Raw genomic sequence first — 15,731 nt, 5'->3', positions numbered from 1 at the left:
TCCATGTTGTCGTTTTCCGATCTGATCGCCCAGGGTGCGTCGCACGCCTGGCTGTTTATTCCAAGCGCCATTCTGCTGGGCGCGCTGCACGGGCTGGAGCCCGGCCATTCCAAGACGATGATGGCGGCGTTCATCGTCGCGATTCGAGGCTCGGTGGGACAGGCGGTGCTGCTGGGCATCACCGCGACTATTTCGCACACCCTTATTGTGTGGGGCATCGGCCTAGGCGGCATGTATCTGTGGCGCGGGGTCGCGGCGGAGGAGCTAGAGCCATATTTCCAGTTGGCGTCTGGGGTCATCATCGTGCTGATCGCGGCATGGATGTTCTGGCGGACTTGGCGGGATCAGCATGGCGCGGGCCATGGCCATCATCACCACGACCACAGCCATGGGCATGAGGGCCATCCCCATGGTGCGGAGCGGCACGAAATCGATACCGGGCACGGCCTGATCGCGCTGGAGGTGTTCGAGGACGGCATTCCGCCGCGGTGGAGGTTGAGCAGCCTGCGGGGCGGGAACTGGCAGGCGCAGGACGTTTCTGTGACGACCGAAAGAGTCGACGGGACGCGCCATGAATTCCATTTCGCTCAGAAGGACGGCTACCTGGAGTCCCTCGAGGAAATTCCGGAACCACACGAGTTCATGGCGCGCCTGGCCCTGAGCCACGGCGGGCACGTTCACAGCTATGACGTCGCTTTCATGGAACCGGATGAGCGCCAGCATGACCACCTCCATGAAGAACTGCGAGGGCTGGATGTGGCTGGCGAGGGATACCAGGATGCGCACCAGTTGGCGCATGCCAACGACATCCGCCGGCGGTTCACAAACCGGAACGTGACCAACTGGCAGATCGCCTTGTTCGGCCTGACCGGCGGGCTGATTCCGTGCCCGGCGGCGATTACCGTTCTCTTGTTGTGTCTTCAGTTGAAGGAGTTCACGCTAGGCGCCGTGCTGGTGCTGTGCTTCTCGATCGGGCTGGCCATCACGCTGGTGACGGTTGGAGCCGTCGCGGCACTCAGCGTGCGTCAGGTCAATAAGCGCGCGCCATGGTTCAGCGCGGTGGCCCAGCGGGCACCTTATCTCTCCAGCCTACTGATCATCGCCGTAGGCATTTACGTGGGGATGAACGGATGGCTTGGTATCCGCGGCTAGTGTTAGAGCTGGGCATCTAAGCGCAATGACTGCTTTGGGTCGAAAGCCGTCGGTCATCGATGGCCGCTCCCGGCCAGGAGCGGTCAGCCGACAATTCCGTATATGCTGCTTCCACATACAAGCAACCCGAAATTCTAGTTCCTTGCGAAATGATGACAAATGTTCGAGTGGGCTATGAGCAACAACTATGCGACCTCGTCGAATCCTCTGAGCAACTGATGGCTGCGCTGCGGGCGGTTCGCTGCCTTGGTTTGCCCTCGTGGTGCATCGGTGCAGGGGCCATCAGATCCTTGGTTTGGGATAGCTTGCATGGCTTTCAGGAGCCCTCGAACTCGGATGACGTGGACGTTGCGTACTTTGATGCTGAAGCGCCTCTAGCTCTGGATGCCGAACTTCAAGAGCGGCTGCATTGGCTCCTTCCCTCGCTCACTTGGGAAGTGACAAACCAGGCCAAAGTGCACGAGTGGTTCGCAAAAGCCCTCGGCCAGGTGGTTTCACCCCTAACGTCTTTGGACGATGGGCTGGCCACTTGGCCAGAGTTTGCCACTTGCGTTGGCATTTACCTGGACGGTGATGAATCATTGAAGGTCATAGCGCCGTACGGATTGAATGACCTGTTTGAACTGCGCGTTCGGCACAACCCTCGGCGGGCGAGCGTCTCAACGTTTATGCACCGGGTGAATTCCAAGCGATTCAGCCACCGGTGGCCTCGGCTTTCAATCTGTACACCCTGACCGCACATAGGACCGCTCTGGGTCGCAAGCAGCTTTTCGCGGACGCCTGGTTGCGGCCAGAAACGGATATTGCCTCACACAGCCTCATTCACGAGATCCTCAAAATTCCATGACACTCCTGGAGCGCCAATGTCTCGTTGTGCCTTTACCTTCGCCATGAAGGCCTTCCTGTGCCCAGCGCCAAGGAGAAGCACTCCATAAGAGAGACCACTGCGGATGCAATAGCCACTGATGTTCTCTAGCATTGCCGTCTCGCGCCGGTCATTCGTCTCGCTCCAAAGAGCGAAGATCTGTCGCAATCTGGCGTCGCCGATCCATTCGACGGTTGCACGCACCTCCTCGTAGATTGCCGCCCATGCTTGATCGCACCGATCACTGTTAAGGTATGGAAAACCGTGATCTCTCGTGTCGAGGCTATGCTGGTCAATTAGGCGGCGAAATGTAGAGCTGGTCCTCTCGACCTGTTGGAACATCTCCTCCGATTGTCTGAAGAATTCGTCACCTGGTCTTATTAGGTCAACGGGTACTACATCGACCTGCTGGCGCTTGCTATAGAGGGCAACAGCATTGGATTCGAGATTGCCATGAGAGCCGTTGACATAGGCATCGAGGTTGGCAGCGGGAATTTCAGCAAAGATGATGTCAGGCTGATGGCGCGCGAGGATAGCCACCAGTTCCGCCAAGTTGGCACGCCCGCTTGCGGCGTGGACTGTTCCGATCAGCGATATGGACATCAGATTTAGGTCCCGGAGGCCGACTTAGTAGCGCTTCAAAGAGTTATAGCCGAAACGGACCGCTCCGGGTCGTCCTCGCCCTTTCGACAGAACGGCTCGAGGCCATGATTGGGCGCAAAGAAGGCGAAAAGCCTTCCATCAACGCTATCCAGAGCCGACCGGCGTCGGTAATGAGTGTTGTGGCTGCGGCAGACTCTAGAGGTGAACCTTCGTTTGCCCCAGTAACGAGCGATCAGCACGCGCTCTTATAAGCCATCATTTCGTCCAACCATCCACGGCGGCAACGGCGTCATCCATCAGGCGCTCCACCTGCTCGTCGGTCTTGCTAGACGATGCGATTGCGCGGCTTTGGCGCCGGCATTCCTCGGCGAAGCCCGGTAGCCGGGTGTCAGGTACCCAAATTTCCACGAGGCGCAACCCTGCCATGTTTCGCGCATTCTTATGCTTTTGCACTTGGGAATTGATGATCGATGTCTTCATGAACAACCTCGTGGTCGCGCCACGTGTAATTTTGCGCTGAGGTGTCGTTCCATGCAACGCGTTTGGATTCCAGCTGTACATCGACTCTACTAGGTCAACGCCTTCCTATCCGGTCTTCGATCCTAACAGGACACGGTCGTTCTGTATTACCCGAGAAGCGTACTTGCGCGGCAGCGCTACTGAGATTATGCCCCCACCCGGTCGCGTCACGACAGCCCGAAGGTGGCCCTAGTAGGGCCAACTGCTATCTGCAAAAGGTGCTCCACGATGTTTGGGAGAGATTGGGCAACAATCTCGGCTTGCACCTGGGGCGGTACTTCGCAAGGCGTCGGCCCAGGAACCAGCTTCCAACCTGTCGAGCGCCGCGATGGCCGCGCGTCTGCCGATCAAGACGAAGGGATGCTACCTGACGACGACGCCAACGCTCTAAATTCGAAAGCCAAAAGCCTCGACACTGGGGTAAATCGCATTTCGCGATTTACCCCACCCGGACCTACACTCAGACAAGACCGATTAACGTATCCGTGAGGCTTCGTGTGAGTGTGTCTTCAACATTGTTAGCCAGTACCGGGAAAACTTTAACCGAGCTGACAGATGAGGCCTCTCTGATTCGAAACCTTCTCCACCGCCTCTACAACTGTCGAAACGTCTTTCGCCCCGCACTATCCTGCCCATGCCACGCCTTTCCGTACTAGCGCTCGATTTGGAAGGCACGCTCATCTCGAATGCGGTGAGCCAGATTCCGCGTCCCGGGCTTTTCAACTTTCTGGAACGTTGCAGAGAGCTGTTCCCTCGCATCGTAATGTTCACCACGGTAGACGAGGCTCGATTTCGCGGGATCGCCGACATGCTCACCCAGGAGCACGCGGCCCCAACATGGTTTGCCTATCTTGAGTACGTGTCGTGGACTGGCGCCACAAAAGATCTGGCGTTGATCCGCGATGCTGCTGTTGAGGACTGCCTGCTCGTCGACGACTTCGAGGCGTACGTACATCCTGGACAGCACGCTCAATGGATTTGCATTGATAGCTTTTCGCATCCATATGAAGATTCGGATTCAGAACTCACGACGACGCTTGAAAAACTTCGAATCCGGTTAAGCCTGTAGCCAAAGGTGGGTTTCGGCATAAGCGCATCATCGAAGCCGGGGCGCGTGAGTACGCAACGATCAGCCGGCGTCCCGATTGGTTGGGTAAGGTTGTGACATTGCCGAACTGCAATTTCGTCGTTATCCAGGGCGCATCGAGCAAAGAAGCCGGTCGTCACATTGCAACTACCCGCCATCAATAAAAAACCCAGCCGCTGCCGGCTGGGTTTGCTTTCTGAAATCTAGATTTAGTGGGAAAAATCTAAATTCCAATGGGATCCTACACGCTCAGGCGTCGATATTGCCCGCCGACAGCGCATGCGTCTCGATGAAGGCGCGGCGCGGCTCCACATCGTCGCCCATGAGGGTGGTGAAGACCTCGTCGGCCGCGATGGCGTCCTCGATCTGCACGCGCAGCAGGCGGCGCACGGTGGGGTCCATGGTGGTTTCCCAGAGCTGCTCGGGATTCATTTCGCCCAGGCCCTTGTAGCGCTGCTTGGACAAGCCGCGCTCGGCCTCGGCGCGCAGCCACTGCATGGCTTCGCGGAAGTCGGAGACGAACTGCTCCTTGCGCTTGTCGCCCTCGCCGCGGGCCACGATGGCGCCGGCGCCGATCAGGCCCAGGAAGGTCTGGGCCGATTTCGTCAGGATGGCGTAGTCCGCGCCGCGCACGAAGTCCGCGTCGATGATGCTGATGCGCACATTGCCGTGGTGCATGCGGCGGATGACCAGGCGGTATTTGCCGCTGTCTTCCTCCAGCTCGGCCGTGACCTCCACGCCATTGGCGCTGGTGGCGTCGTGCAGGACATCATGCAGGCGCTTGGCCGAAGCCTCGGCGCTGGCCTGGTCGTCCAGGTTGATCTGCACGCCTTCGGCCAGGGCCGACAGGGCGGGCACGTCGAAGACCCGCGACAGGCGCGAGATCACGGCGTCGGCCAGCACGTATTGGCGCGCCAGCTCGCCCAGGGCTTCGCCGGTGATGGCGGCCGCGCCCTGGCTGGGGATCAGTTCGGCATCCTTGAGGGCCAGCTGCAGCATGAACTTCGCTTCTTCGACCTCGTCCTTGAGGTAGCGCTCTTCGCGGCCGACCTTGACCTTGTAGAGCGGCGGCTGGGCGATATAGACGTGGCCGCGCGCGACCAGCTCCGGCATCTGGCGATAGAGCAGCGTGAGCAGCAGCGTGCGGATATGCGCGCCGTCGACGTCCGCGTCGGTCATGATGATGAGACGGTGATAGCGCAGCTTCTCGATATTGAAATCCGGCCCGATGCCCGTGCCCAGCGCGGTGATCAGCGTGGCGATCTGTTCGCTGGCGATCAGGCGGTCAAAGCGCGCCTTCTCGACGTTGAGCACCTTGCCGCGCAGCGGCAGGATGGCCTGGAACTTGCGGTCACGGCCTTGCTTGGCCGAGCCGCCTGCCGAGTCGCCCTCCACGATGTAGAGTTCGCACAGCGCGGGGTCTTTTTCCTGGCAGTCGGCCAGCTTGCCGGGCAGGCCGGCGCCTTCCAGCACGCTCTTGCGCCGCGTCATTTCGCGCGCCTTGCGCGCGGCTTCGCGCGCGCGCGCGGCCTCGACGATCTTGCCGCACAAAGCCTTGGCGTCGTTGGGATGCTCCAGCAGCCAGGTCTCCAGCGAGCGCGCCACGGCGTCTTCAACCGCGGGGCGGACTTCGCTGGACACCAGCTTGTCCTTGGTCTGGCTGCTGAACTTGGGCTCGGGCACCTTGACCGACAACACGCAGGCCAGGCCTTCGCGCATATCGTCGCCGGTGGTCTCGACCTTGGCCTTCTTGGCCAGCTCGTTGTCGGCGATGTATTTGTTGATCACCCGCGTCATGGCCGCGCGCAGGCCCGTCAGGTGGGTGCCGCCATCGCGCTGCGGAATATTGTTGGTGAAGCACAGCACGCTTTCGCTGTAGCTGTCGTTCCATTGCATGGCCACTTCCACGCCCACCGGCACGCCGCCGGCGGAGGAGTCCGTGCTCACCGCGAAGACATTCGGGTGCAGCACGGTCTTGGCGCGGTTGATGTACTCGACGAAGCCCTTCACGCCGCCGGAGAAGGCGAAGTTCTCTTCCTTGCCCTGGCGCTGGTCAATCAGGCGGATCTTTACGCCATTGTTCAGGAAGGACAGCTCGCGCAGGCGCTTCGACAGGATCTCGTAGTGGTACTCGATATTGTTGAAAATGACCGGGTCGGCCAGAAAACGCACCTCGGTGCCGCGCTTGTCGGTGGTGCCGGTCACCGCCAGGGGCGCGACGCGCTCGCCCTGGCGGAATTCCATCTCGTGCACCTGGCCATCGCGGCGGATGGTCAGCCGCAGCCATTCGGACAGCGCGTTCACGCAGGACACGCCCACGCCGTGCAGGCCGCCGGACACCTTGTAGGAGTTCTGGTCGAACTTGCCGCCGGCATGCAGCTCGGTCATGACGATTTCGGCGGCGCTGCGGCCGAATTCGTCATCCTTGTGGATGGCCGTCGGAATGCCGCGGCCGTTGTCCGTGACCGAGATCGAGTTGTCGGTGTGGATGGTGACGACGATATCGTCGCAATAGCCGGCCAGGGCTTCGTCAATGGCGTTGTCGACCACTTCGAACACCATGTGGTGCAAGCCGGTGCCATCGGAGGTGTCGCCGATGTACATGCCGGGGCGCTTGCGCACGGCCTCCAGCCCCTTGAGCATCTTGATCGAATCGGCGCCGTAGCCGTTGTTCTCAGGAGTGGTGTTCTGTTGATCTGACATATCTGTGTTCAATAATTAAAGGCGGCCTCACGGCCGATCCGCTGGCGCAAACCGCCAGCGGTCTACACCCACGTTGTGCGGATCAAATCCGCATGGGCATGACGACGTACTTGAACTGATCGTCGCCTGGCAGGGTGATCAGCGCCGACGCATTGGCGTCCGGCATGACCGACCACTGCACGTTTTCCACTTTGACGTTGGCCAGCACATCGAGCAGGTAGCCGACGTTGAAACCGACGTCCAGCGCCTCGTAGCCGTAATCGATGTCGATTTCTTCCTGCGCCTCTTCCTGCTCGGCGTTGGAGGACGAGATCTTCATGACGTTCTGGCCCAGCTGCAGGCGCACGCCCTTGAACTTGTCCGTGGTCAGGATGGCGGCGCGCTGCAGGCTGCCCTGCAGGGCTTCGCGGTTCACGGAGAAGTGGCGCGTGTAGTTGGTGGGAATCACACGCGAGAAATCCGGAAACTTGCCTTCGACCAGCTTGGACACCAGCTCGACATCGCCGAAGCGGAAACGGATCTGGCCCGGCGCCACGTCAAGGGCAACCGGCTCGTCGGAGTCTTCCAGCAGGCGCTGCATTTCCAGCACGGTCTTGCGCGGCACGATGACTTCATGGCGCTCGCTGATGCCGTCGGCCTCGGTGGCGCAATGCGCCAGGCGGTGGCCATCGGTGGCCACGGCGCGCACGCGGCCGGGCTCGAACACCAGCAGCATGCCGTTGAGGTAATAGCGGATGTCCTGCTGGGCCATGGCGAAGTGCACCATGTTGAACAGATGGCGCAGGGTGCGCTGCGGCATGGTCAAGGAGACATCCCATTGCTCGGGCTGGGCCACGGTCGGGAACTCGCTGGCCGCGAGCGTCTGCAAGGCAAAACGGCTCTTGGCCGATTGCACCGACAGCTTGTTGGAGGCCAGCGCCAGCTTGACATCGCCCGTGTCCGGCAGGGCCTTCAGGATGTCCAGCAGCTTGCGCGCGGCCACGGTGGTGGACTCGTTGTCCGACCCGACGCCGAAATCGGCGTGCGTGGTGATTTGCACTTCAAGGTCGGTGGCAATGAACGCGACCTTGTTGCCCTCTTTGCGCATCAGGATGTTCGCCAGGATGGGCAGGGTATGACGTCTTTCGACGATGCCCGCCACAGTCGACAGCGGTTTCAGCAATGCATCGCGTGTGGTTTGTACGAGTTGCATAGTCATCCTTTTAGAGTTTGTTCCAACACGTGCAGGGTATGGTTAAGCTCGGCCTGCTTGGCGCGGGCATCGGAAATCTTGCGCACCGCGTGCAACACCGTCGTGTGATCGCGGCCCCCGAACAGATCACCGATTTCAGGCAGGCTTTTCTGTGTCAACTCCTTGGCCAGATACATGGCGACCTGGCGCGGAAGGGCAATATTCGCGGGCCGGCGTTTCGAATACATGTCGGCCACTTTGATTTTGTAGAAATCCGCGACCGTCTTCTGGATGTTCTCGACGGTGATCTGCCCGTTGGAGACGGACAGCAGATCCTTGAGCGCCTCCTTGCAGACATCGACGTTGAGCGCCTCGCGGCCATGAAAGCGCGCATAGGCCAGCACCTTGCGCAGGGCGCCTTCGAGTTCGCGCACATTGCTGCGCAGATGCTTGGCGATGAAGAAAGCCACTTCCTCGGGCATGGGCACGCCCTCGGACTCCGCCTTGCGCAGCAAAATGGCCACGCGCATCTCCAGCTCGGGCGGCTCGATGGCCACCGTCAGCCCCGAATCAAAGCGCGAGATCAGGCGGCTGTCGATGCCCGAGAGCTCCTTCGGATACGTGTCGCTGGTGATGATGATCTGCTTGCGCTGCGCCACCATCGCCTCGAAGGCGTAAAAGAACTCTTCCTGGGTGCGGTTCTTGCCCGAAAAGAACTGGATATCGTCGATCAGCAGCAGATCGAGCGAATGGTAGTAACGCTTGAAGTCATCGAAGGCCTTGCGCTGATAGGCCTTGACCACATCGGAGACATATTGGTCGGCGTGCACATAGCGCACCCGCACGCCCGTCCCGGCGGCCACCATGGCGTTGCCGATGGCATGGATGAGGTGGGTCTTGCCCAGGCCCACGCCCCCATACAGGAATAGCGGGTTGTACGAGGTGCCCGGGTTCTCGGCCACCTGCAGCGCCGCGGCGCGCGCCAGCTGGTTGGCCTTACCGGTGACGAAATTCTCGAACGTCAGGTCGGTGTTCAGGCGCGAGCGCTCGTACACGATATTGGCCGCATCGGCGGCCGCTGATATCTGCACCGCCGGCGCCGGCGGCGGCGGCGCCTCCACCCGCGCGGCAGGGGCCGCGGGCGCGGCAGGCGCGGCCAGGGGCGCGGCGGCCTGCGGCACCGGTTGAGCCGACGCGCGCGGCGTCATGGACATGCGTGGCGTTGCGCCGTGGCTGGGCAATTCGAACTGCACCTGCACAGGGCGCTGGTACCACTCGGTGGCCAGCGCCTCAATCTGATGCGAAAAGTTCTTGCGCACCCAATCCAGCTTGAAGCGATTGGGGGCAGCCACGCGCAACACCGCCTGCGCTTCGTCATAGGCAAGCGGGACCAGCGGCCGTATCCACGCGCTGATTTGTTGGGGGGGGAGTTCCTGCTCAAGACGACTGACGCAGGTCTGCCAGAATTCTTTCATGTCGCTCTTGTTCAAACCTCGATTCTACCGCTTTTGGGCATGAGTTATCCACAGCCCCCGGGGGGCCCAAGCGTACACCCTGCGACCTAACTGATTGACAAGACTGGGAAAACTTGATGAAATGGTGGGCTTTTCCGAATTCTGCCTGTCAGAAGGTTCCGTTGGAACTGCACGGGAAGCGGCGAAAACCCCAGTATCTCAGGGGCTTACGCCGCAAGCGTTACGCCCCAAATTGGTGAATGGGTCGGCAGGCATTACCCATGCCCGCCCGATTGATTGCCGCCGCGGGGGTGCCGCAGAACTGTCACCCATTGTTGTACGCACCCAGGGGTTCCGTTCGGAATCCAACCGGATTTTGCTTCGGCCCCTTTTGCACCAACACCCTGGTTTGACCGGTTCGGCGCGCGCCGTGTAATGTTCCCAGCCTCGAGCCCCGTCCCATGGCCAGCCCTCGTGCCGGCGCCGGGATACCCGCCCGGGTCATTGCAACCAGGAACCTCCAGGCAGCTTCCTACTGACTTTGTTCTTTTTGTGGATCGTCCATGAAACGCACCTACCAACCTTCCGTCACCCGCCGCAAGCGCACCCACGGCTTTCGCGTGCGCATGAAGACTCGCGCCGGTCGCGCCGTCCTGAACGCCCGTCGCGCCAAGGGCCGCAAGCGTCTGGCCGTCTAAGCCCGACGCATCGCAGCCCGCCCCATTGCCCGGATCGCAACAAGCCCCTGGCCACGGCATAGCGCCCAGCCTCAAGCCTGTCGCTCCCCGGCAATCAGACGACGCTTCGATTCAGTCAGCCATGTCGCGCGCCACGCTTCCCGCGGAGGCGCGCTTGCATCGCCCCTCCGAGTTTGCCGCCGCCTTGAAAGGCCGGCGGTTGGCCCGAGGGGCGATGTTCATTGTGAGCGCCGCTCCCGCTACGCCAGCCGACGGGCAGGCCGCCTGCGCACGTCTGGGCCTGGTCATCGCCAAGCGCCATGCCGCGCTGGCGACCACCCGCAACGCCATCAAGCGCGCGCTGCGCGAGGCTTTCCGCCACCGGCGCCTGGCCTTGCCGGCGCAAGACTATGTGGTGCGCCTGCACAGCAAGGTGGGGCCGCTGTCCCTGACCGCGCTCAAGCGCGCCGCGCGCACCGAAGCGGACGCTCACTTCGGACGTATCGCGCGATGATCAAGGCCTTGCTCATCGCACCCATCCGGTTCTACCGGTTTTTCCTGAGCCCCTGGATCGGCCGGCAATGCCGTTTCACGCCCACCTGCTCGGCCTATGCGATCGAGGCGATTGAACGCCACGGCGCGGTTCGCGGTCTATGGTTGGCGGCGCGCCGCATCGGCCGCTGCCATCCCTGGTCGCCAGGCGGGCTGGATCCCGTTCCGGACCAGGCTCAAAAAAACCGGGGCGGCGGCTGCTCAGGCAGCCACCCCCGTACCGGACACGATTGCAGTTAAACTGGCGGGCTTTGCTGTTCCGCTCTCTCTTCCTCAGGCACCATGGATATTCGACGAACTGTCCTCTGGATGATTTTTTCCTTCTCGCTGTTGCTCCTGTGGAACAACTGGCAGATCCATAACGGCAAGCCGTCCTTGTTTGGCGCGCCCCCGGCCAGCGCCGAGCAGAACGCGCAAGCCAATGCCAATACGGCCAACGCCGCGCCCAATGCCGCGGCCACGCCGTCGGTGCCCAGCGCCCCCGCGGCGGCCGGCGCGCCTGGCTCGGTGCCCGGCAGCGCTGCCGCGGCGCCCGCCCAGGCCCAGGAAGTCGTCATCACGACCGACGTCCTGCGCCTGACCTTCAGCACCACCGGTGCCCAGCTCATCCGCGCCGAACTGCTCAAGTATCCCGCCAGCGCCGACAGCGACAAGCCCATGGTGCTGCTGGACCACTCCCGCGACCTGACCTACACCGCGCAGACCGGGGTGATCGGCTCGGGCCAGAACTTCCCCACCCACCTGACGCCTTTCGCCGTCACCACGACCGAGCGCGAACTCTCGGGCGACAAACTGGACGTGCGCTTCGAAGCCGAATCCGGCGGCCTGCGCGTGGTCAAGACCTACACCCTGGACCGGGGCAGCTACGACATCCACGTGCGCCATGACGTCACCAACGTCGGCGCCAGCCCGCAAAGCCCCTCGGTCTACCTGCAGCTCGAACGCGACGGCAACGATCCGGCCGGCACGTCCAGCTTCTACCACACCTTCACCGGCGTGGCGGTCTACTCCGAGCAGGACAAGTTCCAGAAGATCACCTTCGGCGATATCGGCAAGAACAAGGCCAACTACATCAAGCAGGCCGACAACGGCTGGATCGGCATCGTCCAGCACTATTTCGCCACGGCCTGGGTGCCGCAGCAAGGCAAGCCGCGCGCCAACGAACTGCTGCAGCTGCAACCCAATCTGTACGCCGTGCGCTCCATCGAGGCCCTGGGCCAGGTGGCGCCGGGCGGCAGCGTGTCCTCCGAGGCGCAGCTGTGGGTCGGTCCGCAGGACCAGAAGGCCATGTCGGCCGTCGCCCCCGGCCTGGAACTGGTCGTCGACTATGGCTGGCTGACCATCATCGCCAAGCCGCTGTTCACCCTGATGACCTGGCTGCACAGCCTGCTGGGCAACTGGGGCTGGACCATCGTCGCCCTGACCGTCATCATCAAGGCGCTGTTCTACCCCCTGGCCTCGGCCAGCTATCGGTCGATGGCCCGCATGAAGCAGGTCGCCCCGCGCCTGCAGGCCCTGAAAGAGAAGTTCGGCGACGACCGCCAGAAGCTCAACCAGGCCATGATGGAGATGTACCGCACCGAGAAGATCAACCCGCTGGGCGGCTGCCTGCCCATGGTGGTGCAGATCCCGGTCTTCATCGCGCTGTACTGGGTGCTGCTGGCCAGCGTCGAGATGCGCGGCGCGCCCTGGATCCTCTGGATCCACGACCTGTCGGTGCGCGATCCCTTCTTCATCCTGCCGGCCGTGATGATGGCCACCATGTTCCTGCAGATCAAGCTGAACCCCACGCCGCCGGACCCCGTGCAGGCCAAGGTGATGATGGTCATGCCGCTGGTCTTCGGCGGGATGATGTTCTTCTTCCCGGCCGGCCTGGTGCTGTACTGGTGCGTCAACAACACGCTGTCCATCCTGCAGCAATGGAGCATCACGCGCAGCATCGCGCGCCAGGCGGAATCCGCCAAGCGCGGCTGATCCCCCGGCCACGCTCCTGACAAAATGCCGCGCCTGGTGCGCGGCATTTTTTTGGGTGTTCCGAAGGCGCATGAAAAAACCCCCGGCGGCCCGCAGGCCGGCCGGGGGCCGATGCCGCCGTTTGGCGCTTACTTCAGGTCGAAGCGGTCAAGATTCATCACCTTGTTCCAGGCGGCCACGAAGTCATGCACGAACTTCTCGCCCGCGTCGTCGCTGGCATAGACCTCGGCCAGCGCGCGCAGCTGCGAGTTCGCGCCAAACACCAGGTCGACGCGGCTGGCCGTCCATTTGATCTTGCCTGTCTTGCGGTCATGGCCATCGAAGGCTTCACGCGCCGGCGACTGCGGCTTCCACTCCGTGCCCATGTCCAGCAGGTTGCGGAAGAAATCGTTGCTCAAGACGCCCGGACGGTCGGTGAACACGCCGTGCTTGTCCTTGCCGCTGCGCACATCGAGCACCCGCAGGCCGCCGATCAGCACCGTCATCTCGGGCGCGGTCAGCGTCAGCAGCTGGGCGCGGTCGATGAGCAAATGCTCGGCCGGAATCGCATAGCGCCCCTTCAGGAAATTGCGAAAACCGTCGTGCAGCGGTTCCAGCGGGGCAAAGGACTCGACATCGGTCTGTTCCTGGGAAGCGTCCATGCGGCCTGGCGTGAACGGCACGGTGAGCGTGTAGCCCGCCTTCGCGGCCGCCTGTTCGATACCGGCACAGCCGCCCAGCACGATAAGGTCGGCCAGCGAGATCTGCTTGCCGCCCTTGCCGTTGAAGTCGGCCTGGATGCCTTCCAGCGTCTTCAAGACCTTGGCCAATTGCTCGGGCTGGTTGGCGGCCCAGTCTTTCTGCGGCGCCAGCCGGATGCGCGCCCCATTGGCGCCGCCGCGCTTGTCGGAACCACGGAAAGTCGATGCCGAAGCCCAGGCGGTGGATACCAGTTCGGCCACCGTCAGGCCCGACGCCAGCAGGGCCTGCTTGAGCGCGGCCACATCCTTGTCATCGACCAAGGGATGATCGGCTTCGGGGATGGGGTCTTGCCAGATCAGCGCCTCGGCCGGGACTTCCGGACCCAGGTAGCGCGCGCGCGGCCCCATGTCGCGATGGGTCAGCTTGAACCAGGCGCGGGCGAAGGCGTCGGCGAATGCGTCGGGATTCTCGTAGAAACGGCGGGCGATCTTTTCGTAGACGGGATCCACACGCAGCGCGATATCCGACGTGAGCATGGCCGGCGCGTGGCGCTTGGCCGGGTCGTGCGCGTCGGGGATGGAACCGGCGCCGGCGCCGTGCTTGGGTATCCATTGGTGGGCGCCGGCCGGGCTCTTGGTCAGCTCCCACTCGTAGCCGAAGAGATTCCAGAAAAAGTTATTGCTCCACCGGGTCGGCGTGGAGGTCCAGGTGACTTCCAGGCCGCTGGTGATGGTATCGCCGCCCTTGCCGCTGCGGAAACTGCTCTTCCAGCCCAGGCCCTGGTTCTCCAGTTCGGCGGCCTCGGGTTCGGGCCCCACATGGTCGGCAGGACCGGCGCCATGCGTCTTGCCGAAGGTATGGCCGCCTGCGATCAGCGCGACGGTCTCCTCGTCATTCATGGCCATGCGGCCAAAGGTGTCGCGAATGTCCTGCGCCGAGGCCAGCGGATCCGGATGGCCATCCGGACCTTCCGGATTGACGTAGATCAGGCCCATCTGCACGGCGGCCAGCGGGTTCTCCAGGTTGCGGCCCCCATCCTTGCGGCCGCTTTCCTTGCCATGCAGCTGCTCGTCGGCCACGACCGTGCCTTCGTCCTTGCCGCCGGCCTGCTTGCCATAGCGCAGGTCGCCGCCCAGCCAGGTCCGCTCATTGCCCCAATAGACGTCCTGATCCGGCTCCCAGGTATCTTCGCGGCCGCCGGCGAAACCGAAGGTCTTGAAGCCCATGCTCTCCAGCGCGACGTTGCCGGCCAGGATCAGCAGGTCGGCCCAGGAAATCTTGTTGCCGTACTTTTGCTTGATGGGCCACAACAGGCGGCGCGCCTTGTCCAGGCTGACGTTGTCGGGCCAGCTGTTCAAGGGCGCAAAGCGTTGCTGGCCACGGCCGGCCCCCCCACGGCCATCGCCGATACGATAGGTGCCGGCGCTGTGCCAGGCCATGCGGATGAACAACGGGCCGTAATGGCCGAAGTCGGCCGGCCACCAATCCTGCGAGTCCGTCATCAGGGCGGCGAGGTCTTTCTTCAGCGCCGCCAGATCGAGGCTCTTGAAGGCCTGGGCATAATCAAAGGCCGGGTCCAGGGGATTGGATTTTTCGGAATGCTGGCTGAGCAATTCCAGGCGCAGGCGTTTCGGCCACCAGTCTTGATTGGTCGTGCCGCTGCCGGCGCTATGGTTGAAAGGACACTTTGCCTCATTTGACATGCTCTCTCTCCTTGACGACGTGCAAGCCGCCGCGCGGTGCGACCAAGCCTCGCGCGATGCCATCAAGCGCTTGCATGCGGCTGACTATACGTGAAGGGGTGGGCCCGCAGGTTTGATTGCTGCAATCCGCGCAATAGTAGGGGGCTATGAGGGCATGGAGACGCCGGGAAACCGGCGCAAAGCGGCCGGATCAGCGCGCCTGCACGATGGCCGTGGCGGCCTGGGCCGGCGTGGGCGAGGCCAGGGCCAGCAGGGCAATGAACAGCGCCAGGGCGGCGCCGGCGAGGTAATCGGCCAGACGGGTCGGCATCGGGATGCTTCCTGAGATCGGCCCCCAGCGGGAGGCCATGGACCGATTATGGAAACCCCGGGCCCGCCGGCCAACGAATTAATCCGCCTTTGTTCAATCCTGGCAGTCATATGGCCGGCCGCCAGCTGGCGCCGCCCGCGATCTGCTCACTTGTTTATCCACAGCTTGTGGTTATCCCCCAGGGACCGCGCCGGTTTCCCCAGGGAGAAGGGCTGTTGATAACCTTGGGAACAAGCATGTGCGCAAAATGTGAGCATCCAGTGGATAAGCTGTGCACAGC

At 62.6% G+C, this 15,731-nt stretch carries 13 protein-coding genes; 7 read left to right on the top strand and 6 right to left on the bottom strand.

Features of this window, described 5'->3' with window-relative positions; genetic code table 11:
* The first annotated feature begins 3 nt into the window (after positions 1-3).
* Entirely contained in the window at positions 4-1,152 is a 1,149-nt protein-coding gene (locus L540_RS04485) for a nickel/cobalt efflux transporter (RefSeq protein ID WP_043210749.1), read from the top strand.
* A 59-nt stretch (positions 1,153-1,211) separates the two neighbouring features.
* Positions 1,212-1,886, top strand: coding sequence for a nucleotidyltransferase family protein (locus tag L540_RS21445; RefSeq protein ID WP_307833067.1), 675 nt, complete (start codon positions 1,212-1,214; stop codon positions 1,884-1,886).
* A gap of 74 nt (positions 1,887-1,960) precedes the next feature.
* On the opposite strand, the gene L540_RS04480 is transcribed toward L540_RS21445, so the two are convergent.
* The gene (locus L540_RS04480; protein ID WP_043210751.1) at positions 1,961-2,620 is read right to left on the bottom strand and encodes a hypothetical protein; all 660 of its coding nucleotides are present in this window, start codon (positions 2,618-2,620) and stop codon (positions 1,961-1,963) included.
* 255 nt (positions 2,621-2,875) lie between these two features.
* Positions 2,876-3,100, bottom strand: a complete 225-nt coding sequence (locus L540_RS04475) for an antitoxin MazE family protein (RefSeq protein WP_043210752.1) — start codon at positions 3,098-3,100, stop codon at positions 2,876-2,878.
* A 673-nt stretch (positions 3,101-3,773) separates the two neighbouring features.
* Between L540_RS04475 and L540_RS04470 the strand changes: the two genes are divergently transcribed.
* Positions 3,774-4,208: an NIF family HAD-type phosphatase gene (locus L540_RS04470; protein ID WP_043210756.1), complete on the top strand. Its 435-nt coding sequence runs from the start codon at positions 3,774-3,776 to the stop codon at positions 4,206-4,208.
* A 267-nt stretch (positions 4,209-4,475) separates the two neighbouring features.
* Here the strand turns inward: L540_RS04470 and gyrB are convergent, their stop codons facing one another.
* From gyrB to dnaA, 3 genes are all read right to left on the bottom strand, one after another.
* Positions 4,476-6,929: a DNA topoisomerase (ATP-hydrolyzing) subunit B gene (gyrB, locus tag L540_RS04465; protein WP_043210757.1), complete on the bottom strand. Its 2,454-nt coding sequence runs from the start codon at positions 6,927-6,929 to the stop codon at positions 4,476-4,478.
* Positions 6,930-7,011: 82 nt separating this feature from the next.
* Positions 7,012-8,121, bottom strand: coding sequence for a DNA polymerase III subunit beta (gene dnaN, locus L540_RS04460; RefSeq protein WP_043210759.1), 1,110 nt, complete (start codon positions 8,119-8,121; stop codon positions 7,012-7,014).
* A gap of 2 nt (positions 8,122-8,123) precedes the next feature.
* Positions 8,124-9,575 (bottom strand): chromosomal replication initiator protein DnaA, encoded by a 1,452-nt coding sequence (gene dnaA / locus L540_RS04455; protein WP_043211150.1) that lies wholly within the window; start codon positions 9,573-9,575, stop codon positions 8,124-8,126.
* A 542-nt stretch (positions 9,576-10,117) separates the two neighbouring features.
* Here dnaA and rpmH point away from each other — a divergent pair.
* From rpmH to yidC, 4 genes are all read left to right on the top strand, one after another.
* A complete protein-coding gene (gene rpmH / locus L540_RS04450; RefSeq protein WP_029577875.1) occupies positions 10,118-10,252 on the top strand; it encodes a 50S ribosomal protein L34 in 135 nt (44 codons plus the stop codon).
* Positions 10,253-10,373: 121 nt separating this feature from the next.
* Positions 10,374-10,745 (top strand): ribonuclease P protein component, encoded by a 372-nt coding sequence (locus L540_RS04445; RefSeq protein WP_043210763.1) that lies wholly within the window; start codon positions 10,374-10,376, stop codon positions 10,743-10,745.
* Positions 10,742-11,023: a membrane protein insertion efficiency factor YidD gene (yidD, locus tag L540_RS21440; RefSeq protein WP_082149538.1), complete on the top strand. Its 282-nt coding sequence runs from the start codon at positions 10,742-10,744 to the stop codon at positions 11,021-11,023. The genes L540_RS04445 and yidD overlap by 4 nt, the downstream gene beginning before the upstream one ends.
* 42 nt (positions 11,024-11,065) lie before the next feature.
* Positions 11,066-12,757: a membrane protein insertase YidC gene (yidC, locus tag L540_RS04440; RefSeq protein ID WP_043210765.1), complete on the top strand. Its 1,692-nt coding sequence runs from the start codon at positions 11,066-11,068 to the stop codon at positions 12,755-12,757.
* Positions 12,758-12,885: 128 nt separating this feature from the next.
* Here the strand turns inward: yidC and katG are convergent, their stop codons facing one another.
* The gene (gene katG / locus L540_RS04435; protein WP_043210767.1) at positions 12,886-15,141 is read right to left on the bottom strand and encodes a catalase/peroxidase HPI; all 2,256 of its coding nucleotides are present in this window, start codon (positions 15,139-15,141) and stop codon (positions 12,886-12,888) included.
* Positions 15,142-15,731 lie beyond the last annotated feature (590 nt).

It is taken from the genome of Bordetella pseudohinzii, from assembly GCF_000657795.2.
Classification (GTDB): domain Bacteria; phylum Pseudomonadota; class Gammaproteobacteria; order Burkholderiales; family Burkholderiaceae_B; genus Bordetella; species Bordetella pseudohinzii.
This window is presented reverse-complemented; position numbering and strand designations above follow the sequence as displayed.

Coding starts and splice junctions, on each gene's coding strand:
- L540_RS04480 (WP_043210751.1), bottom strand. CDS start 2,620: ATGTCCATATCGCTGATCGGAACAGTCCACGCCGCAAGCGGGCGTGCC.
- katG (WP_043210767.1), bottom strand. CDS start 15,141: ATGTCAAATGAGGCAAAGTGTCCTTTCAACCATAGCGCCGGCAGCGGC.
- L540_RS04475 (WP_043210752.1), bottom strand. CDS start 3,100: ATGAAGACATCGATCATCAATTCCCAAGTGCAAAAGCATAAGAATGCG.
- gyrB (WP_043210757.1), bottom strand. CDS start 6,929: ATGTCAGATCAACAGAACACCACTCCTGAGAACAACGGCTACGGCGCC.
- L540_RS21445 (WP_307833067.1), top strand. CDS start 1,212: ATGGCCGCTCCCGGCCAGGAGCGGTCAGCCGACAATTCCGTATATGCT.
- rpmH (WP_029577875.1), top strand. CDS start 10,118: ATGAAACGCACCTACCAACCTTCCGTCACCCGCCGCAAGCGCACCCAC.
- yidD (WP_082149538.1), top strand. CDS start 10,742: ATGATCAAGGCCTTGCTCATCGCACCCATCCGGTTCTACCGGTTTTTC.
- yidC (WP_043210765.1), top strand. CDS start 11,066: ATGGATATTCGACGAACTGTCCTCTGGATGATTTTTTCCTTCTCGCTG.
- dnaN (WP_043210759.1), bottom strand. CDS start 8,121: ATGCAACTCGTACAAACCACACGCGATGCATTGCTGAAACCGCTGTCG.
- L540_RS04485 (WP_043210749.1), top strand. CDS start 4: ATGTTGTCGTTTTCCGATCTGATCGCCCAGGGTGCGTCGCACGCCTGG.
- L540_RS04445 (WP_043210763.1), top strand. CDS start 10,374: ATGTCGCGCGCCACGCTTCCCGCGGAGGCGCGCTTGCATCGCCCCTCC.
- L540_RS04470 (WP_043210756.1), top strand. CDS start 3,774: ATGCCACGCCTTTCCGTACTAGCGCTCGATTTGGAAGGCACGCTCATC.
- dnaA (WP_043211150.1), bottom strand. CDS start 9,575: ATGAAAGAATTCTGGCAGACCTGCGTCAGTCGTCTTGAGCAGGAACTC.